The organism is Streptococcus caballi DSM 19004, assembly GCF_000379985.1.
Classification (GTDB): domain Bacteria; phylum Bacillota; class Bacilli; order Lactobacillales; family Streptococcaceae; genus Streptococcus; species Streptococcus caballi.
The window spans coordinates 1-17,385 of the sequence record NZ_KB904096.1 but is presented as its reverse complement, the minus strand read 5'-3'; the positions used below and the strand labels follow the sequence as shown (position 1 = coordinate 17,385).

The window sequence follows — 17,385 nt, the reverse complement described above, 5'->3', positions numbered from 1 at the left end:
TCAAGCTCGAAGTGCCTCTCTGGACACCTTTTCGAAAAATCATACTCTTCGAAAATCAAGATCAGAACACCGACTCCCGTCTGGAATGCCAAACATAGCCCGTATATCTAATCTAGATTTTCTCTAAGTACTAGTAGTAAGAAAAGAGTCTCAGATGGAGCTCTCTGACTCCTTTTATCTGAAGCTTTCCTTACGACACATTAGTCTTTATTATTTGTCAAAGGGATGGTTAACTTGTGAGTTAACTTGGGTTGGTAATCCCCAGAGTTTGATGAAGCCTACGGCTGCGTCTTGGTCAAAGCTGTCAGCTGATGTGTAAGTTGCCAAGTTTTCATCGTAAAGTGAGTTTGGTGATTTACGAGCTACAACCTTAGCTGAACCCTTGTAGAGTTTAACCTTTGCAGTTCCGTTGACCACTTTTTGCGTTTCTTTGATGTAGGCAATGATGGCTTGAGTGGCTGGACTAAACCACATGGCATTGTAAATCAAGTTTGACAGTTCATTTTCAAGGATTGGTTTAAAGTGCGAAACTTCGCGTACCAAGGTGATATCTTCAATTTCCTTATGAGCTGTCAAAAGTGTGATAGCGCCTGGACATTCATAAATTTCACGTGATTTGATACCAACCAAACGATTTTCAACGTGGTCAATACGTCCAACACCGTGTTTCCCTGCAAGATCATTAAGTTTTTGAATGAGATCAGCCAATTTCAGCTCTTTTCCATCAAGTGCAACTGGTTTTCCTTCTTTAAATTCAATTTCAACATATTCTGGTGTGTCTGGCGCGTCTTCAACAGCTGTAGTGATACCGAAGGCATCTTCTGGTGCTTCGTTCCATGGATTTTCAAGGACGCCACATTCATTAGCACGCCCCCAAAGGTTTTGGTCAACAGAGTAGGGACTGTCAAGATTGGCTGGAACTGGTACACCGTTTGCTCTAGCGTATTCAATTTCTTCTTCACGAGACCATTTCCATTCACGAACTGGGGCCAGCACTTTCAATTCCGGATCTAATGCAGCAATGGCAACCTCAAAACGAACTTGGTCATTTCCTTTACCGGTACAACCGTGAGCGATTGTGGTAGCACCTGTTTTGTGGGCAATTTCAACCAACTTTTTAGAAATGACTGGACGGCTAAGGGCTGATACCAACGGATATTTCTGTTCATAGTAAGCGTGAGCTTGAAGTGCTGGAAGCACGTATTCTTCAGCAAACTCATCTTTAACGTCAAGGACGTAAGATTCAACCGCACCGACTTTAAGAGCTTTATCATGAATAAAATCAAGGTCTTTACCTTCGCCGACATCCATACAAACAGCAACAACATCGTAATCTTTTTTGAGCCAGGTAATGGCAACAGAGGTATCAAGACCGCCTGAGTAGGCTAAAATAACTTTTTCTTTTGACATAGGTTTTCTCTTTTCTTAACTTATTGGTTGATTTATTTTTATCAACTTACACGTATAATTATACATACATCTATCTAGTCTGTCAATACTTTTTTGAATATTTTTTCAAAAAAATATATTTTTCTCCAAATTATACGTTTTTTTTGAATAAATAATCAACTATACTGAAGACAAGAAAACTCACACCAGCAAAGAGCTGATGTGAGTTTGTGCTTATTTAATAATTTTCAGCATATTTTCGATATGTTCAATTGATTTTTCTTTACCAAGTAAGTAAATGGTGTCAGGCAATTCTGGTCCGTGCATTTCTCCTGAAACGGCGATACGGATTGGCATGAAGAGGTTTTTACCTTTGATGCCTGTTTCTTTTTGAACAGCCTTGATTTGTGGGAAGATGTTTTCTGATTTAAAATCCTCGTCACTCATTGCTTCAAGCTTAGCTTTGAAAGCCTCAAGAACAGTTGGAACCGTATCACCAGCCATAAATTCTTTTTCCGCGTCGGTCAATTCTGGGAAATCAGTAAAGAATAAGTCTGTCAGAGGCACAATTTCATCAACTGATTTCATTTGTGGTTTGTAGAGTTCTACCATTTTTTCAGCTTTATCTGTCAAACGACCAACTGCTTCTAAGAATGGCTTTGCCATGTCAAAGATGGTTGAAAGCTCTGCATTTTTGATGTATTCATTACTCATCCAGTCAAGTTTCTTCTGGTCAAAGGCTGCTGGTGACTTGCTTAGGCGATTTTCATCAAAGAGTTTGATGAGTTCTTCGCGTGAGAAGATTTCATCTTCACCGCCTGGATTCCAACCAAGAAGGGCAATAAAGTTAAAGACTGCTTCTGGCAAGTAACCCTTTTGACGGTAATCTTCGATAAATTGAAGGGTATTTGTGTCACGTTTTGACAATTTTTTACCAGTTTCAGAGTTGATAATCAAGGTCATGTGACCGAATTCTGGTGCTTCCCAACCAAGCGCTTCATAAACCATAAGTTGTTTTGGCGTATTGGCAATGTGGTCATCCCCGCGAATAACATGAGAGATTTGCATGTCGTGATCATCAATAACAACCGCAAAGTTGTAAGTTGGATAACCATCTTTCTTCTGGATAACCCAATCACCACCAATATTGCCGCCCTCAAACTCGATATCACCTTTGACAATATCGTTCCATTTGTAAATACCAGCTTCATTGACAGCAAGGCGAACCGTTGGCACAATACCAGCCGCCTCACGTTCGGCAATATAGGCTGCTTTTTCATCTTCGCTCATGCCAAGAAATTCATTGATATAACGGGGAGTTTCACCTGCTGCTTCTTGGCGTTCACGTTCGGCAGCTAGTTCTTCTTCAGTAACGTATGATTTGTAAGCTTTACCTTCTGCCAACAATTGGTCAATGTATTTTTGATACAGAGGCAGACGCTCTGACTGACGGTAATTTTCATGCGTTTCTGGGCTTTCATCCCAATCCATTCCTAACCAACGCAGGTTTTCAAGCTGAGAACGCTCACCGTCTTCGACATGACGTTTACGGTCAGTATCTTCAATACGGATGATGAAAGTTCCGCCGTGATGACGAGCATAGAGGTAATTAAAGAGCGCAGTCCGCGCATTTCCGATGTGTAAAAGTCCTGTTGGACTTGGTGCATAACGCACACGAATATCTTTTGCCAATGTGTTTTCTCCTATATGATAGAATATCTTATCATTCTGACGGTCAGCCGCCAATCATTTCTATTATAGCACAAGATAGCCACTTGGAAGCAAAAAATCAGCCCATTTCTGAGCTGATTGATAATTTTAATGAGGCAAACCTGCAAAAAAGGCATTACCCAACATCAAAGCCGTGGCTGCCTGACCGCGATAAGTTTGTTCAACCTTCTGGATGGCCTGAGCAACTGCTGTCGCTGACTTGGGCATCTTGTATTCATGCACCATCAAATACCAAGACAAATTTTTACTTAACTTGGTGTAAACCAGATTTTCAGGCTTCTTCTTATCTAAATCTTGCTTAGCCTGCAAGCAAAGACTATACAATTCTTGATCTGCTGCAACCTCCTTATCCAGCAAGGCATTAAACAAAGCTTCTGTAATTGGCTCATAATTGACTGACATTGATTTATCCTCTAAAACGCGAAATAATGTAATTGATTTCTACTAACATTCCAATCGAATACTTTAATTGTTGCTACTTGTCACGATATATTTTTGGAGAACGCCTGCAAAGCTTTGCAGATTGAGACTTTGCACATAGATTTCACCAAATCCGCGGAAAGTATTGACAACACCTTCACCAGTACCGATTGATTGTAGGAAGCCATTCTCAAGATGAATATCGTAATCCAAATCGCGACTCCAGGCCACTACATGGGCATTATCAATAGTGATTGTTTCGCCATTAAGTTCAATTTTTTTGATAGAGCCAAAAGCGTTGGCAAGTAAAGTCCCCTGACCTTCGGTCGTCATGACAAAGAAGCCTCCCTGACCGCCAAAAAAAGCACGACCAACAGACTGACGTTCCATCTTGTACTGGGCAGAACCATCCAAGGCTAGAAAGGCACCGTCATTAAGACGATATTGTTTAGCACCAAGCTCCAGAGCAATGACCTGCCCAGGCATAGACGGTGCTAGCGCTAATTTGCCATCATCAGCATTAGAAATGGCCTGCGTTACAAACATAGATTCGCCAGACGTCATAGAACGGCCAATAGCGCCCATAAGTTTTCCAAAACCGGAACCACGGCCATTAAGCGTCGTGTTCAAAGTCACACTCGGTGTATGATAGACCATACTCCCCTGTTGGATAAAGGCTGACTCGCCAGCCTCTAGGCTAATTTCCACCAAAGGAAATTGCATGTTACTATCAATTGTATACTTCATTCGATTATCAGCCATCTTACAAGCCTCCTATTTGTTCTATTTATTTAATACAAATATACTCATTAGAATTTAAAAAGTCAAGAAAAAAGCAGAGCTTTTGAAAAATTTCTAAACAAGAAAAGGAAGTCTCTCGACTCCCTTCGCCTTGCTAATAAGCAAATCCTCTAGCATTGAAGAAGATACTTGTACCATCTGGCAAAGTCACCCATTTATTACGAGCTTGTTCACCTGAATTAGCATCATAATAAGAACGACGGCCATTGTTTGTAACTAATTGTCCCTTAACTTGACTGCCATCCGCATTAAAGTAAAGGTGTTGTCCATTGATTGTTTGTTCGCCTGTTACTGCCTTACCGTCAGCTCCAAAATAATACCAAACGCCATTAACTTCAACAAACTTATTGACTGCCATTTCACCTGAATCTGCATCATAGTAATATTTATTGCCAGCAGCATCGGTCACTAGTTGTCCCTTGATTTGAACACCTTTGGCATCGAAATGAAGATGTTGTCCATTAATAACTTGATTACCAGTCACTGGTTGTCCGCTAGCATCAGCATAGTACCAAGTATTATTACCTGTTGTGAAGAAAGTGGCAATAGCCTTTCGACCAGAGTTAGCATCATAATAAGAAAGGCGACCATTGTTCGTGACTAATTGTCCCTTAACTTGACTGCCATCCGCATTGAAGTAAAGATGTTGCCCATTAATCGTTTGTTCACCCTTTACTGCCTTACCATCTCCTCCAAAATAATACCAAACGCCATTAACTTCAGCAAATTTGTTAACAACTAGTTCACCTGAATTAGCATCATAATAATATTTATTTCCAGCCTCATCTGTTATTAGTTGACCCTTTGTTTGAACGCCCTTAGTATCAAAATGAAGACGTTGTCCATTGATAATTTGGTAACCCGTAACTAATTTACCGTTAGCATCAGCGTAGTACCAGTTGTTACCACCTGTTGTGAAGAAGGTAGCAAGAACTTTTTGACCTGAATCCGCATGATAATAGCTGATTGAACCATCTGCATTGGTTACAAAAACACCTTTGGCTTGGACACCTTTTTCATCAAAGTAGAGGGCTTGACCTTTAATATTTTGCGCACCCGTCACTGCCACACCATCAGCTCCAAAATAATACCAAGTATTATCACCAACTTTGACAAAATCATTGACCACCATTGCACCTGTGTTTGGTGCAAAATAGCGGAGTTTCCCATCCTTATCTGTAATAAGTGCAGCTTTTACTTGATAGCCATCCTTATCAAAATATTGTGTTACTCCCAGAACTGTCACGATACCACGTGCCATCACACCATTCTTATCAAAATATCGCCACTTAGTATCTTTGCCATTTTTGTCTGTCACTTCAAATGAATAATAATTATCTTTATATAAATTTCCGAGACTACCGTAGTAATATTGATTACCATCTTTATCCTCGTAAATAGCATCACGAAGTTGAATACCATTTGGCAAGAAGTAGTAAGATTTACCGTCAATCGTAACTGTTCCCGTTACCATGTAACCATCTTTATCAAAGTAATAATAATATCCACCTTCAGTAACAAAGGCTGATTTTGCGCGATAGCCGCTAGTTGAAAAATAACTCATTCCACGCCCATCATAATAGAAACCAGTCACTGAATTATCCCCTGATAATTGTTTTGGTAAGAACTCACCACCTGCGGCAACTGTGAAATAGGTACCTGTCGCATTATCACTAAGAACATAACGAGCTCCACGTCCCAGAATGTTAGTTCCATTAAAATACTCAGCCTTCCACATCTTAATCTTAGTGGATGAATCAATCGGTTTCCCAGTTGAAATCATATTAACCGTAAACATTTCTGGATATTTAGCTTTTAATTCATCAAGGAAAATTCCACCGTATTGAGCTTGATAATCTTTGCCGCTACTCTTAGAATTGGCTACATAGAGTGTTTTATTGATTTCGGCTCCTGGTGTTGGATCTCCATAATCATTAACACGAGTTGCTGTTACCACTTCTTTATCAGTCAAACTATAAATTTGGTCAGGAACCCAATCAGCAATGACTTGAATTCCCTTGGCATGAAGAGCTCTCAAAGCATTGGCCAAGTCTTCCTTAGAACCGTATTTATTATTTTGACTCATAGCCAAGTCATAACGGTCATCAAAAGCATAGCCATTTTGAATAATCGAATCAAGGAAAGTACCATCCGTCGTAGATACATATTGCGGAGCCATTTCAAAGGATGTAATTCCCCAATCAGAAAACAATTGGACATTTTGAGCGATAACCTTATTCGTATACTCAGTATCTTTTGTTGCAAAATCTTGGAAGTTAGAGAAACCTTCATAAATCAATTGTGAGTCAAGCGCAGCTGTTGTCTGATAAGTTTTATCACCACTGTTGTAATTAGCTTGGTTAGCAGTCACACGGACATCTTGATTAGCTGCAGCTCCGACAGGTACCCAAACAGCCAAATAACCATTCACTTCAACAACTGCATATCCTTTGATTTCAGCTGCTGTAAAGGTCAAATTACCATTAGCATCTGTATATTTAACTTGTTTTGTATCTGCATCATTTGGATAAACTTGCAGACCGTCGGCCGTCGTCAAGAGTAATGGACGATAAGCCTGATTAGCATGGGCAGCACCCATGTTAACTGTGATAACTTGATCAGCTTGCAAATCTAGATTTGGATTGTTACTGATGATAGTCGCCATTCCTTGCGTACGACTTTGAGCGCTCGCTTTGTCATTTGTAGACCATACACCACTACCATAACGTACAGAAGTTAAAATACCTGTTGAACCAGCTGTCGTTGAGGACTTGGCAGTCATTGATTTACCAGCAGTATAGTAATTTACAGCCATAGCTTGTCCACCAGCAGCATACTTGATACGGGCACGTAAAAGAGCATCAATAGCCTTGTAATATGGCGATTTTGTTGCCATATATTGACCGTTATCAGTGTAAAGGTCACCATAATACACACGCGGAACACTTTCAATATTTGACAACATGAGCGCATAAGCAGCGGGAATATTGTAATGAGTGTATTCCTTCTGGGCGCTGTTCATATCGTCATTGTAAATTTTGAAAGCTTGAGCCAATTCATCTAAAGTGAAGGTATAACCGTCTGTCTTAGGGTTGATGCGCTCTGAGATGATTTTAGCAATAATCGTCTGCACCTCACTATCATGGGCACGGACAAAAACATAACTAGGGATAGACGTATCTTGACCGTTATAGTTTGCCTTACCATTATTAGCATTGCTATTCGCATAAGAAGTTACTTTAGAACGATTAACATAAGAATTGGTAATCAGAGGTTCTAGACCAGAACGTTCATCCAATCCCTTGGTTAGTGAATAAAGATAAGACAGACGAAGGTAGTTGTCAATAGCAAGCGCTGCACCGTTAGTATCTTGGTTATAAACAGGGTCATTATTACTCCAAGCCTCCAAAATGGATATGTGGGCTAAAGCTTGGGCTTCTGATTTGTTGACACCATAATAAGATTCGAAGTAGTTGGTATAAATTTGTAGCAAGTCCGCATTGACGTTATCTACAGCATCTACCCGTACACCATCAAAATTAGCCTTGCTATCTTTCATAACAATAGATCCCCAATTCATAAGATAGTGCAACTGGTTAAGCTGTTCGGCCTGAACAACAGGGTTAGAATTATCCACATCATTGGCTAGCAAGAAATCATAACCACCTGTCGTGTCTCCACCTTGGTCATAGTGAACAGTACCATCTTGACGAGTAGCTGTGCGATTAAGCAAACGATAATCTGAGTTTGCCCACTGAGTCAAATCACTATTGACATAAAGTAAGGCTCCCCCCTGCAAGTGATCAGTCCCGACAGACTCTGTGTCCTTATTCCAAGCAGATTGTTTAGTCACAAAAGAACTCATCACATCACGAAGCCATTTCGTTGAATTCTGAGCTGCGATTTTTTGTTCCAACTTAATTTGGATATTCTTAGAAGCTTGATTTAAAGTCGCTTGATCAGTCTTCTCTGTATAGCTAGAATCAATATTTAAGGCTTTTGACATGTAGTTGACATAATTAAGCTGAGTATCCTTGTCAGGCCACCAGGCCATCAATAAAGGACGGAAGTCAGTTGCCGTTGATTCTACCCATGTTTCCCCATTTTTCAAAATATAGGCAGGACGGTACCAAGAATCAGCAGTTAAATAATTATCAACCGTTTCAAAACTTTTTGCACTAGAATCATAAGCCTTGTTATGGCTGGTGAAGTCATCCGTCTGATTGGTCAACCCTTCAGTGAAAGAATAAGTTGACGTACTCGTCAGAGCGCCAGTTTGGTTATCAAAATAAAGCAATTGACCATTAACAGTAATAGCAAAATTTTTCTTAACCGTACCATCTTCTTCAACATAATAGTAAGAATCGCCAATCAACTTAACATTATCTAGACTGAGAGCTGCGGCCTTAGCTCCATCTTCTGTGACACTAGCTTTTTCAACTTCGTTAGTTAAGGCTGTTGCTGCTTGCTCTTGAGAAGCCTTGCTAGCAGCATCCGCTGAAACTACTTGCTGAGCATTAGTCTGATCTTGCTGCTTTGCAGAATCAGAAGGCACAACTTGACTGTTTATATCAGTCTGACTTGCTTGGTTATCTGTAATGACTTGATTATCTGTTGTAGGTGTAGCTGAGACATCATTAGCCACACTATCTTGTGCTGATGCTGACTTATCACTAGATGTGACAACCCCTTGGTTTTGATTGTCTGTAACTTGATTTGTTACTTGATTAGCTGATACATCTGCAGTTGAAACTGTCTTTTCAGTCACTACTGCTTGATCACTAGATCTATTAGCCTGGTCCTGAACTGGATTTACCACAACTGTTACAGCATCTGTAGTATCCGCTGAAACAGTTGGAGAATCAACTGCGACACCTAGACCAACAACTGATAAGGCTGTTACAGCAATGGTAACCCACTGCTTCTTAACCTTATGTAACTTATAACGGACTTTCTTTTCCATAATATTCCTCCAATAAAAATAGGTTACAATGTGTAATTGTAACCTGATTTTAATCAATTAAAAATATTATTACATATCTGATTAGTCTAACTTTGTAGGTTGGCAATCTGTTCTCTCATTTGCTGTGCCGTACCAAAACATTCTAAGTAAGTCATGATATCAGCACAATGCTGCATATCCTTTAGTCCCTCAGGGTTTCCTGCACGAAAAGTATAAAAACCCCTATAGTATCTAATCAAAAGATGTTCATATAGGTCAGCTTCAGGTTTTTTGAAGGACTCAACGTAATTAAGAAACTTAAGAGCTACATTCAAATGGTTCTGTTCAATACAAACACTGATAACATTAAGTAGCATCTGCAAAATGCGTTTCCTATTCTCGGGTAATTCTTGATAAAACTGAGTCCTGCTAAGCATTTCACTAGCAAATGTTTCTAAGGAAGCAATCGTCATAAGACCTGCAGAATTAGTAAAAAGCCACAATTCATAGCGTCCCCATTCTTCAACTGAAAAAAGATAGTCCATTAAATATTGAACATCTTTATTAGGGACAACCTCGGTCTTATCACAATAATAAATGATAGCTTTAACGACAATAGTATTCAGTTTATAGGTTCTTTGTTGCGGGTACTTCTCTTCTAAACTAAGGCATCTCTGCAGGATTTGTTTTATCTTGAAAATATTCTTTTCAAGATAAGCATCGGATAATTCCGTTGAAAATTGAATGTCTTTTGTCTGGGTGAAATTATGATAGACATGCTGAAACTCATCTAAAGGGACATTCATACTTTTTAAACAAGCATAAAAAGCATCTACAGATAAGCCACTAACCCCTCTCTCAAAGCGGGATAATTGCGCTACAGAAATAGTATCGTTCGCAACCTCTTTCTGAGATAATCCTTTCGACTCTCTAATTATCTTAAAAGCTTTCCCTAATAATCTTTGCACAACAACCTCCTAATTACATATATGAAACACCAGTTCCATTCAGCAATACTATAGTATTGTTAAATTTAACGATGTTAAGATAGCCTAGTATAGATAAAAAATAGAATATTTGCATTTATTACTTGTTTCTTATTCCTTAATATTTTAACAATTAAATGTTACATAGCTAGCGTTTTTCATTAAAAAAGAAACACATTTATTACAAATGCGTTTCTTTTTTAACTACTATAATTTTGTATTCACAATAAAAGGTAGGTAAATTAATAACGTCCAACTTTCTTACTCTTTCATACAGCTGTTCACTCATTAATAAAATAGCAAGCTTATTCAACCACCGTAATACGCCCAGTATCCACGTCATAAACTGCACCGCTAATCGTCACATCATTTGGAATGAGGGGAGACTGTCTTAATATATCAACATCCTCACGAACGCTGGCTTCAACATCTGTAAAAGGCAGAAAATCTTGCCCCTCTACATCCACACCTAGATCTTGTTGAAGTTGGGCAGCAAAGTCTTCATTAGTAAAACTCTGCGCTCCACAGTCTGTATGGTGTAAAACAACGATTTCTCTCGTCCCCAACTGCTGCTGAGAAATAACTAGAGAGCGAATCACATCGTCTGTAACGCGCCCACCTGCATTCCGTAAAATATGGGCATCTCCCAAAGCCAATCCCAGTGCTGGCGCTACATGAAGACGAGAGTCCATGCAGGTCACAATGGCAACCCTAGTCTTAGGTTTTATAGGAAGGTGAGCTGTTCCGTGCAGGTCCACATAAGCAGCATTGGCATTTATAAAATTCTCAAAGTATGACATGGCAACTCCTTTACTTAAATTTGAAAAATCATGTGATTCTCAAACTTTTCATCTATCTTACCATTTTAGCCAAAACTTGTCGTCTATAAGGTTTAAAAACTTCAAGTAAAGACTTTCCTCAAAACTTCTCCAACGGTTGTCACACCAACAACCTCTATACTTTTTGGAACATCAATTCCAGTCAAAGAATTTTTGGGAACATAAATCTTAGTGAAGCCTAATTTAGCAGCTTCTGAAATACGTTGCTCAATGCGAGTGACACGACGGATTTCACCTGTCAAACCGATTTCACCGATGTATGCTTCTTGTGGACTGGTTGGTCTTTCTTTGTAACTGGAAGCAATGGCTACCGCAACCGCTAAGTCAATAGCAGGTTCATCCAGTTTAACACCGCCAGCTGATTTGAGGTAAGCATCTTGATTTTGTAGAAGCAGTCCGCAGCGTTTCTCCAAAACCGCCATAATCAGGCTGACACGGTTGAAGTCTAATCCTGTTGTGGTGCGCTTAGCATTGCCAAAAACAGTCGGCGTCACCAGAGCCTGTACCTCAGCCAGGATTGGGCGACTTCCTTCCATAGTCACGACAATAGCAGAACCCGTTGCCCCGTCTAGGCGCTCTTCCAGAAAGACCTGACTTGGGTTGAGAACCTCCATCAAACCACCTGAGCGCATCTCAAAAATGCCAATTTCATTGGTTGAGCCAAAGCGGTTTTTAACCGCACGTAGAATACGGAAAGTATGGTGGCGCTCCCCTTCAAAATAAAGCACGGTGTCCACCATATGCTCCAGCATCCGAGGTCCAGCCAACTGACCTTCCTTGGTCACATGCCCTACGATAAAGGTAGCAATATTGTTGGTCTTAGCCAACTGCATAAGCTCAGCTGTCACCTCACGAACCTGAGAAACAGACCCTTGAACTCCAGAAATCTCCGGACTCATGATAGTTTGGATTGAGTCAATGATGAGAAAATCAGGCTTGATTTGCTCAATCTGACTGCGCACCGCCTGCATATTGGTTTCAGCATAGAGGTAAAATTCATTGTCAATATCACCCAGACGCTCACTGCGCAATTTGATTTGCTCAGCCGATTCTTCACCAGATACATAAAGTACAGTTCCTTTATCAGCCAACTGAGTAGAGACCTGCAACAAGAGCGTCGATTTTCCAATACCTGGATCACCACCAATAAGAACTAGAGACCCCGGCACTACACCTCCACCCAGCACACGGTTGAATTCGTCCATGTCTGTTTTAACACGGGCATAATTGATCGAAGAAACATCTTTGAGCTTGGTTGGCTTACTTTTCTCACCTGTCAAGCTGACACGTGCGTTTTTGACCTCCTGAACTTCAACTTCTTCCACAAAGGAAGACCAAGAAGAACAGTTAGGACAACGCCCTAAATACTTTGGTGAATTGTAGCCACATTCCTGACAGACAAAGGTTGATTTTTTCTTAGCTATGATAATTCTCCTTTAATGCTAACAATTGCTGCTTACCACTTTTTCCTAGTTTTTGGAAAATTCTCTTTCTGACAACACCAATGGCAGATAACTCTACACTAGTTAGAAAGCCCAACTTGCTGGAAGCAAGAACGTAATACTTGACACGGGCATCCCATCAACACCGACAAATTCAAGAGAGTGGTACCTTTTTCTTGTAGAAACTGTAAAAAATTTGGATTTGTAAAGCAAAATGCTCGCCGCTTTCCAAAAATATGATTGGAGACCAAGGACAACCCTTGAGCAAAAGTTTTTGGCTTCCTTGTTAGCTTCCAGAAAAAGCAGTTGACGATAGAATTAGCCCTATCTTTTGGGTAGCCTTGAATTTTGGCATTAATCTTTTTAACTGGGATAGCATTGGCATATATCTTTTTCTATGCCAACATAATCTGTCTGCATATCAATGACAGCAAACAATCTCCCATTTCCTATTTCCCCGTACTGCCAAAGCCACCTGTCCTTACGCCATCAGCTTCATCGCCATCAGCAATCAAAAATGGTGCGAAAACTCCCTGGACAATGCGTTCCCCAGCTTCCAATACGACTGTTTTATCTGTGATATTTTGCATTTGGGCAAAGATATGACCCTCGTTAGTTGGGTTACCATAATAGTCACCATCAATGACACCAACTGAATTGATCAAAACCAGACCTTTCTTGCGTGGATTTGACGAACGGTCATAAAGGTAAAGTACTTCGCCAGGCTGCATGTAGGCTTTGACTCCAGTGGGGACAAGTACAATCTGCCCTGCTGCGATTTCAGTACGCTCTGCCACCTTCAAATCATAGCCAGCTGCGTGAGCTGTCTCGCGTTTGGGAAGTAACTTTTCATCTGTAAAGCTGGAAACCAGCTCAAATCCTCGAATTTTTGACATGACTTTCTCCTTGATTTTAGTCTCTTTATTATAAAATATTCGTCAAGCAAAAGCAAAATTCAGCTCAAAACTATTTCCCAGCCGGTCAAAGACATTCTAAAGTCCGTATGTTATAATAAAGTGATTACAGTTTACTCGTTTAGAAAGAGGAAAGCCGATGACAAAACAAAAAATTGCAGTTTTAGGGCCTGGCTCATGGGGAACTGCCCTTGCTCAAGTACTCAACGACAATGGTCACGATGTCACCCTTTGGGGCAACATCCCAGCACAAATCGAAGAATTAAATACCGACCACACCAACAAGCATTACTTCAAAGATGTGGTCATTGATAGCAAAATCAAGGCAACGCTGGATTTAAGTGAAGCCCTATCTGGCGTTGATGCTGTACTCTTTGTAGTCCCAACTAAGGTCACACGTTTGGTTGCCAAACAAGTTGCTGAAATCTTAGATCACAAAGTGATCATCATGCATGCTTCTAAAGGACTTGAGCCTGGTACTCATGAACGCTTATCTACTATCTTGGAAGAGGAAATTCCCGCTGACCTCCGCTCTGAAATTGTTGTCGTCTCAGGACCAAGCCATGCTGAGGAAACCATTGTTCGCGATATCACCCTCATCACTGCAGCTTCTAAAGATTTGACGGCCGCAAAATACGTTCAAGAATTATTCAGCAATAGCTACTTTCGCCTCTATACCAATACAGATGTTATTGGCGTAGAAACAGCTGGTGCTCTGAAAAATATCATCGCGGTCGGTGCCGGAGCTCTACACGGACTAGGTTACGGAGACAATGCAAAAGCGGCTGTTATCACGCGTGGTTTGGCTGAAATTACCCGTCTAGGTGTTAAACTAGGCGCTAATCCACTCACTTACAGCGGCCTTTCTGGGGTTGGAGACTTAATTGTCACAGGAACCTCTGTTCATTCCCGAAATTGGCGCGCTGGTGATGCTCTTGGTCGTGGTGAAAAATTAGAAGATATTGAGAAGAACATGGGGATGGTTATTGAAGGTATTTCAACAACCAAAGTAGCCTACGAATTATCCAAGGAACTCGGTGTTTACATGCCTATCACGACTGCTATTTACCAAACGATTTACGAAGGAGCAGATATTAAAGAAAGCATCCTAGGCATGATGTCCAATGAGTTTAAGTCAGAAAATGAGTGGCAATGATTTGGCCAATTATGATATAATGTAGCTAATAAACAAAGGGAGATTGTCATGAAAAAAGTTAGAAAAGCTGTTATTCCTGCAGCAGGTCTTGGAACTCGTTTCTTACCAGCAACTAAAGCATTGGCTAAAGAAATGCTTCCTATCGTTGATAAACCAACTATTCAATTTATCGTTGAAGAAGCGCTAAAATCTGGCATTGAAGATATCTTGGTAGTCACTGGTAAGTCTAAACGTTCCATCGAAGATCACTTTGATTCAAACTTCGAGTTAGAATATAACCTAAAAGCAAAAGGCAAAACGGACCTCTTAAAACTGGTAGATGAAACGACTGGTATTCGCCTCCACTTTATCCGTCAAAGTCATCCTCGTGGACTGGGAGATGCAGTTCTTCAGGCCAAAGCTTTTGTCGGTAACGAACCTTTTGTTGTTATGCTTGGCGATGACCTTATGGACATCACTAATCCAAAAGCTGTTCCTTTGACAAAACAATTAATGGATGACTATGAAGCAACCCATGCTTCGACTATTGCTGTCATGCCAGTCCCTCACGAAGAAGTTTCAGCTTATGGCGTTATTGCCCCTCATGGTGACGGTATTGATGGCCGCTACAGTGTGAGTACATTTGTCGAAAAACCAGCTCCTGAAGAAGCGCCGAGTGACCTAGCTATTATTGGCCGTTATTTGCTGACGCCTGAAATTTTTGATATTCTTGAAACACAAGAGCCTGGTGCCGGTAACGAAATTCAATTGACCGACGCTATCGACACTCTAAATAAAACACAGCGTGTTTTTGCTCGTGAATTTACTGGAAAACGTTATGACGTTGGCGATAAATTTGGCTTCATGAAAACGTCTATTGACTATGCCCTTCAACACCCACAAGTCAAGGATGATTTGAAACAGTACATCATCCAGCTTGGTAAAACCCTTGAAGGTAAATCTGAAAAATAAAAAGATTTAGGAAGTTAGGCTTCCTAAATCTTTTTATTTTATTAACAAGCTGAAAATCAACAAACCACCTAACAAGGCCAAATAAACAAGAAAACTCAAAAAACGTTTTGAAGGAGCAAAAAGTCTTTTGTCAACTACCGTTGGTAAAAAAATGGCACATAAGATGCCTCCGACCAATCCTCCCAAATGGCCAACAAGGCTGATACTTGGGCTAAAGAGATTGAAGAGGAGATTGATGAGAATCAGGGCTTGATACGATCTACCAACTTCTCGTAGGTAATGATTTCTGCCAAAATAACCCAATACAGCAATAGCCGCAAAGGTGCCAAACAAGGAAGTCGAAGCCCCAGCCGCTACAACATCTGGCGTGAAAAATAGGGTAAAGACATTTCCCATCACGCCTGACAATATATAGAGCAAAAAGAAATTAATTGACCCCCAGAGCTGCTCTGCCATTTGCCCTACAAAATAAAGCGCTAAAGCATTAAAGAAAAAATGCTCCCAGCCAATATGGACAAAAATCGGTGTAATTAGGCGCCACAGCTGACTTGGATAGGCTTTTACATAATTACCAAACATGCCACCAAACTCAAAAACCGCCTGACTAGAGCTAGCACGTCCAAAATAAAGGATTTGCATGCCAAGAAAAATCAAGGTCGTCATGGAAAGTAAGAATAGGGTTACTGGGCTTTTCTTCAACTCTTTCATTTGACTAACACCTCCTTAACAGCAATGTCATGTGTACCCGCTTTGAAATCAGCCATTTGAAAATCATAAATAGTGCTAATCGTCGTCCCCCTGTAGTCTGACAAATAACGGTCATAATAACCTGCGCCATAGCCAACTCGAAAGCCCTGACCATTGAAAACCACACCAGGCACATGGATCAAATCAATTTGATTTTTGTCAAAAGCTTCATCACTGACTGGCTCCCTCAAACCAAAACGTGTTGGAGCTAATTCCTTTTCATCATAAAGACCAAAAATCATTCGCCCCTTGGGATAAGTCTTGGGCACCACGATTAGCTTACCATCCCTTTTTGCCTGCTCTATCAAGAGACTGGTATCATACTCAAAATCAAAAGCCAGGTAAGTCGCAATGACCTGACTATCTTGATAAGCTTTTGTCGCCACCAATTCTTGCAGCAATTGCTTATCCTTTTTCTTTTTCAAATCAGAGTCTTGAGCCTTGAGCTCCCCGATAACCGTTTGTCTTAATTCTCGTTTTTCCATGCTACTATCATATCATGAAAGCCTATTTATTGCTAAAATTTTAAAGCTGCTACTTTTAGAAAAATCCCTGAATATATTTAAGAATTTTTTAAGCTTCCTTTACTATACTTAAACCATCCTAAAACAACGGTTTATCTCAAACCGTTGGGAAAATAATCTCTCCTAAAATTATTTTCCCTTTTCATAAATCTCCTGAGCACTTGGTAACAATCAAGTGCTCTTCCCTTTTTATAAACAATTTCAAGCTAACAAGACCTAGTCAAAATCAGTTGATCAATTGGTTGCACTCTGATGAGCTCGCAATAATGCCGCTAATCATGACCACCCGTCTAACGGGTGGTTTGAACAGGGGCTATAAGCCCACATCNCCAGCCAGCGCCTAAAGACGCTGGCTTTCACTTTGTTCAAGCCTCACTGCTTTTGACTCGTCACTTGCCTCTTAAAGAGGCGTTGGTATTACTTGCCATCATCCCTAAAGGGATCTTCGTATTCTTTTACGCTCAATTTATCTAGGGCGAGGTCATGTTTTTCTTGTTCTTGGATATATTTTTTGATAGTGGCTTCGTTCAGTCCAACTGTGCT

Annotated in this window: 13 protein-coding genes and 2 pseudogenes; 2 read left to right on the top strand and 13 right to left on the bottom strand. The window is 40.4% G+C overall.

The genetic code is table 11. The features are described 5' to 3' along the window. Nucleotides 1-210 precede the first annotated feature (210 nt). From A3GS_RS0108125 to A3GS_RS0108085, 10 genes and pseudogenes are all read right to left on the bottom strand, one after another. Nucleotides 211-1,410 carry an argininosuccinate synthase gene (locus tag A3GS_RS0108125; protein ID WP_018364923.1) on the bottom strand — a complete coding sequence of 400 codons (1,200 nt, stop codon included), beginning with the start codon at nt 1,408-1,410 and terminating at the stop codon, nt 211-213. Nucleotides 1,411-1,623: 213 nt separating this feature from the next. Beyond that, nucleotides 1,624-3,081, bottom strand: a complete 1,458-nt coding sequence (gene gltX / locus A3GS_RS0108120) for a glutamate--tRNA ligase (RefSeq protein WP_018364922.1) — start codon at nt 3,079-3,081, stop codon at nt 1,624-1,626. 126 nt (nt 3,082-3,207) lie between these two features. Then, a complete protein-coding gene (locus A3GS_RS0108115; protein WP_018364921.1) occupies nt 3,208-3,522 on the bottom strand; it encodes a bacteriocin immunity protein in 315 nt (104 codons plus the stop codon). 63 nt (nt 3,523-3,585) lie between these two features. Next, nucleotides 3,586-4,302, bottom strand: a complete 717-nt coding sequence (locus A3GS_RS0108110; RefSeq protein WP_018364920.1) for a TIGR00266 family protein — start codon at nt 4,300-4,302, stop codon at nt 3,586-3,588. Nucleotides 4,303-4,435: 133 nt separating this feature from the next. Then, on the bottom strand, nt 4,436-9,304 hold the full coding sequence (locus tag A3GS_RS0108105) for a glycoside hydrolase family 70 protein (RefSeq protein ID WP_018364919.1): 4,869 nt from the start codon (nt 9,302-9,304) through the stop codon (nt 4,436-4,438). A gap of 86 nt (nt 9,305-9,390) precedes the next feature. Next, nucleotides 9,391-10,251 (bottom strand): helix-turn-helix domain-containing protein, encoded by an 861-nt coding sequence (locus A3GS_RS0108100; RefSeq protein ID WP_018364918.1) that lies wholly within the window; start codon nt 10,249-10,251, stop codon nt 9,391-9,393. Nucleotides 10,252-10,574: 323 nt separating this feature from the next. Continuing rightward, nucleotides 10,575-11,069, bottom strand: coding sequence for a beta-class carbonic anhydrase (locus A3GS_RS0108095; RefSeq protein WP_018364917.1), 495 nt, complete (start codon nt 11,067-11,069; stop codon nt 10,575-10,577). A 101-nt stretch (nt 11,070-11,170) separates the two neighbouring features. Continuing rightward, a complete protein-coding gene (gene radA / locus A3GS_RS0108090; protein ID WP_083901881.1) occupies nt 11,171-12,532 on the bottom strand; it encodes a DNA repair protein RadA in 1,362 nt (453 codons plus the stop codon). Next, nucleotides 12,525-12,970: pseudogene (locus tag A3GS_RS13340) on the bottom strand (cysteine hydrolase). Before A3GS_RS13340 ends, radA begins: the two are co-directional and overlap by 8 nt. Before the next feature lie 29 nt (nt 12,971-12,999). Next, nucleotides 13,000-13,446 carry a dUTP diphosphatase gene (locus tag A3GS_RS0108085; protein ID WP_018364915.1) on the bottom strand — a complete coding sequence of 149 codons (447 nt, stop codon included), beginning with the start codon at nt 13,444-13,446 and terminating at the stop codon, nt 13,000-13,002. Between the two features lie 157 nt (nt 13,447-13,603). On the opposite strand from A3GS_RS0108085, the gene A3GS_RS0108080 reads away from it, so the two are divergent. Next, nucleotides 13,604-14,620 carry an NAD(P)H-dependent glycerol-3-phosphate dehydrogenase gene (locus A3GS_RS0108080; RefSeq protein WP_018364914.1) on the top strand — a complete coding sequence of 339 codons (1,017 nt, stop codon included), beginning with the start codon at nt 13,604-13,606 and terminating at the stop codon, nt 14,618-14,620. A gap of 48 nt (nt 14,621-14,668) precedes the next feature. Next, nucleotides 14,669-15,571, top strand: coding sequence for a UTP--glucose-1-phosphate uridylyltransferase GalU (gene galU / locus A3GS_RS0108075; protein WP_018364913.1), 903 nt, complete (start codon nt 14,669-14,671; stop codon nt 15,569-15,571). 33 nt (nt 15,572-15,604) lie between these two features. Here galU and A3GS_RS0108070 read toward each other — a convergent pair whose 3' ends face one another. The 3 genes and pseudogenes from A3GS_RS0108070 to A3GS_RS11715 form a co-directional block, all read right to left on the bottom strand. Further along, nucleotides 15,605-16,279: a rhomboid family intramembrane serine protease gene (locus A3GS_RS0108070; protein WP_018364912.1), complete on the bottom strand. Its 675-nt coding sequence runs from the start codon at nt 16,277-16,279 to the stop codon at nt 15,605-15,607. Beyond that, entirely contained in the window at nt 16,276-16,803 is a 528-nt protein-coding gene (locus tag A3GS_RS0108065; RefSeq protein ID WP_018364911.1) for a 5-formyltetrahydrofolate cyclo-ligase, read from the bottom strand. Before A3GS_RS0108065 ends, A3GS_RS0108070 begins: the two co-directional genes overlap by 4 nt. A 456-nt stretch (nt 16,804-17,259) precedes the next feature. Next, a pseudogene (locus A3GS_RS11715) lies at nt 17,260-17,385 on the bottom strand (IS200/IS605 family transposase); the annotation flags it as partial.

What these genes read in the sequence shown, in the direction of transcription:
- A3GS_RS0108070 (WP_018364912.1), bottom strand. Translation starts at nt 16,279, where the DNA reads ATGAAAGAGTTGAAGAAAAGCCCAGTAACCCTATTCTTACTTTCCATG.
- A3GS_RS0108115 (WP_018364921.1), bottom strand. Translation starts at nt 3,522, where the DNA reads ATGTCAGTCAATTATGAGCCAATTACAGAAGCTTTGTTTAATGCCTTG.
- A3GS_RS0108105 (WP_018364919.1), bottom strand. Translation starts at nt 9,304, where the DNA reads ATGGAAAAGAAAGTCCGTTATAAGTTACATAAGGTTAAGAAGCAGTGG.
- A3GS_RS0108125 (WP_018364923.1), bottom strand. Translation starts at nt 1,410, where the DNA reads ATGTCAAAAGAAAAAGTTATTTTAGCCTACTCAGGCGGTCTTGATACC.
- A3GS_RS0108065 (WP_018364911.1), bottom strand. Translation starts at nt 16,803, where the DNA reads ATGGAAAAACGAGAATTAAGACAAACGGTTATCGGGGAGCTCAAGGCT.
- A3GS_RS0108110 (WP_018364920.1), bottom strand. Translation starts at nt 4,302, where the DNA reads ATGGCTGATAATCGAATGAAGTATACAATTGATAGTAACATGCAATTT.
- galU (WP_018364913.1), top strand. Translation starts at nt 14,669, where the DNA reads ATGAAAAAAGTTAGAAAAGCTGTTATTCCTGCAGCAGGTCTTGGAACT.
- A3GS_RS0108080 (WP_018364914.1), top strand. Translation starts at nt 13,604, where the DNA reads ATGACAAAACAAAAAATTGCAGTTTTAGGGCCTGGCTCATGGGGAACT.
- A3GS_RS0108095 (WP_018364917.1), bottom strand. Translation starts at nt 11,069, where the DNA reads ATGTCATACTTTGAGAATTTTATAAATGCCAATGCTGCTTATGTGGAC.
- A3GS_RS0108085 (WP_018364915.1), bottom strand. Translation starts at nt 13,446, where the DNA reads ATGTCAAAAATTCGAGGATTTGAGCTGGTTTCCAGCTTTACAGATGAA.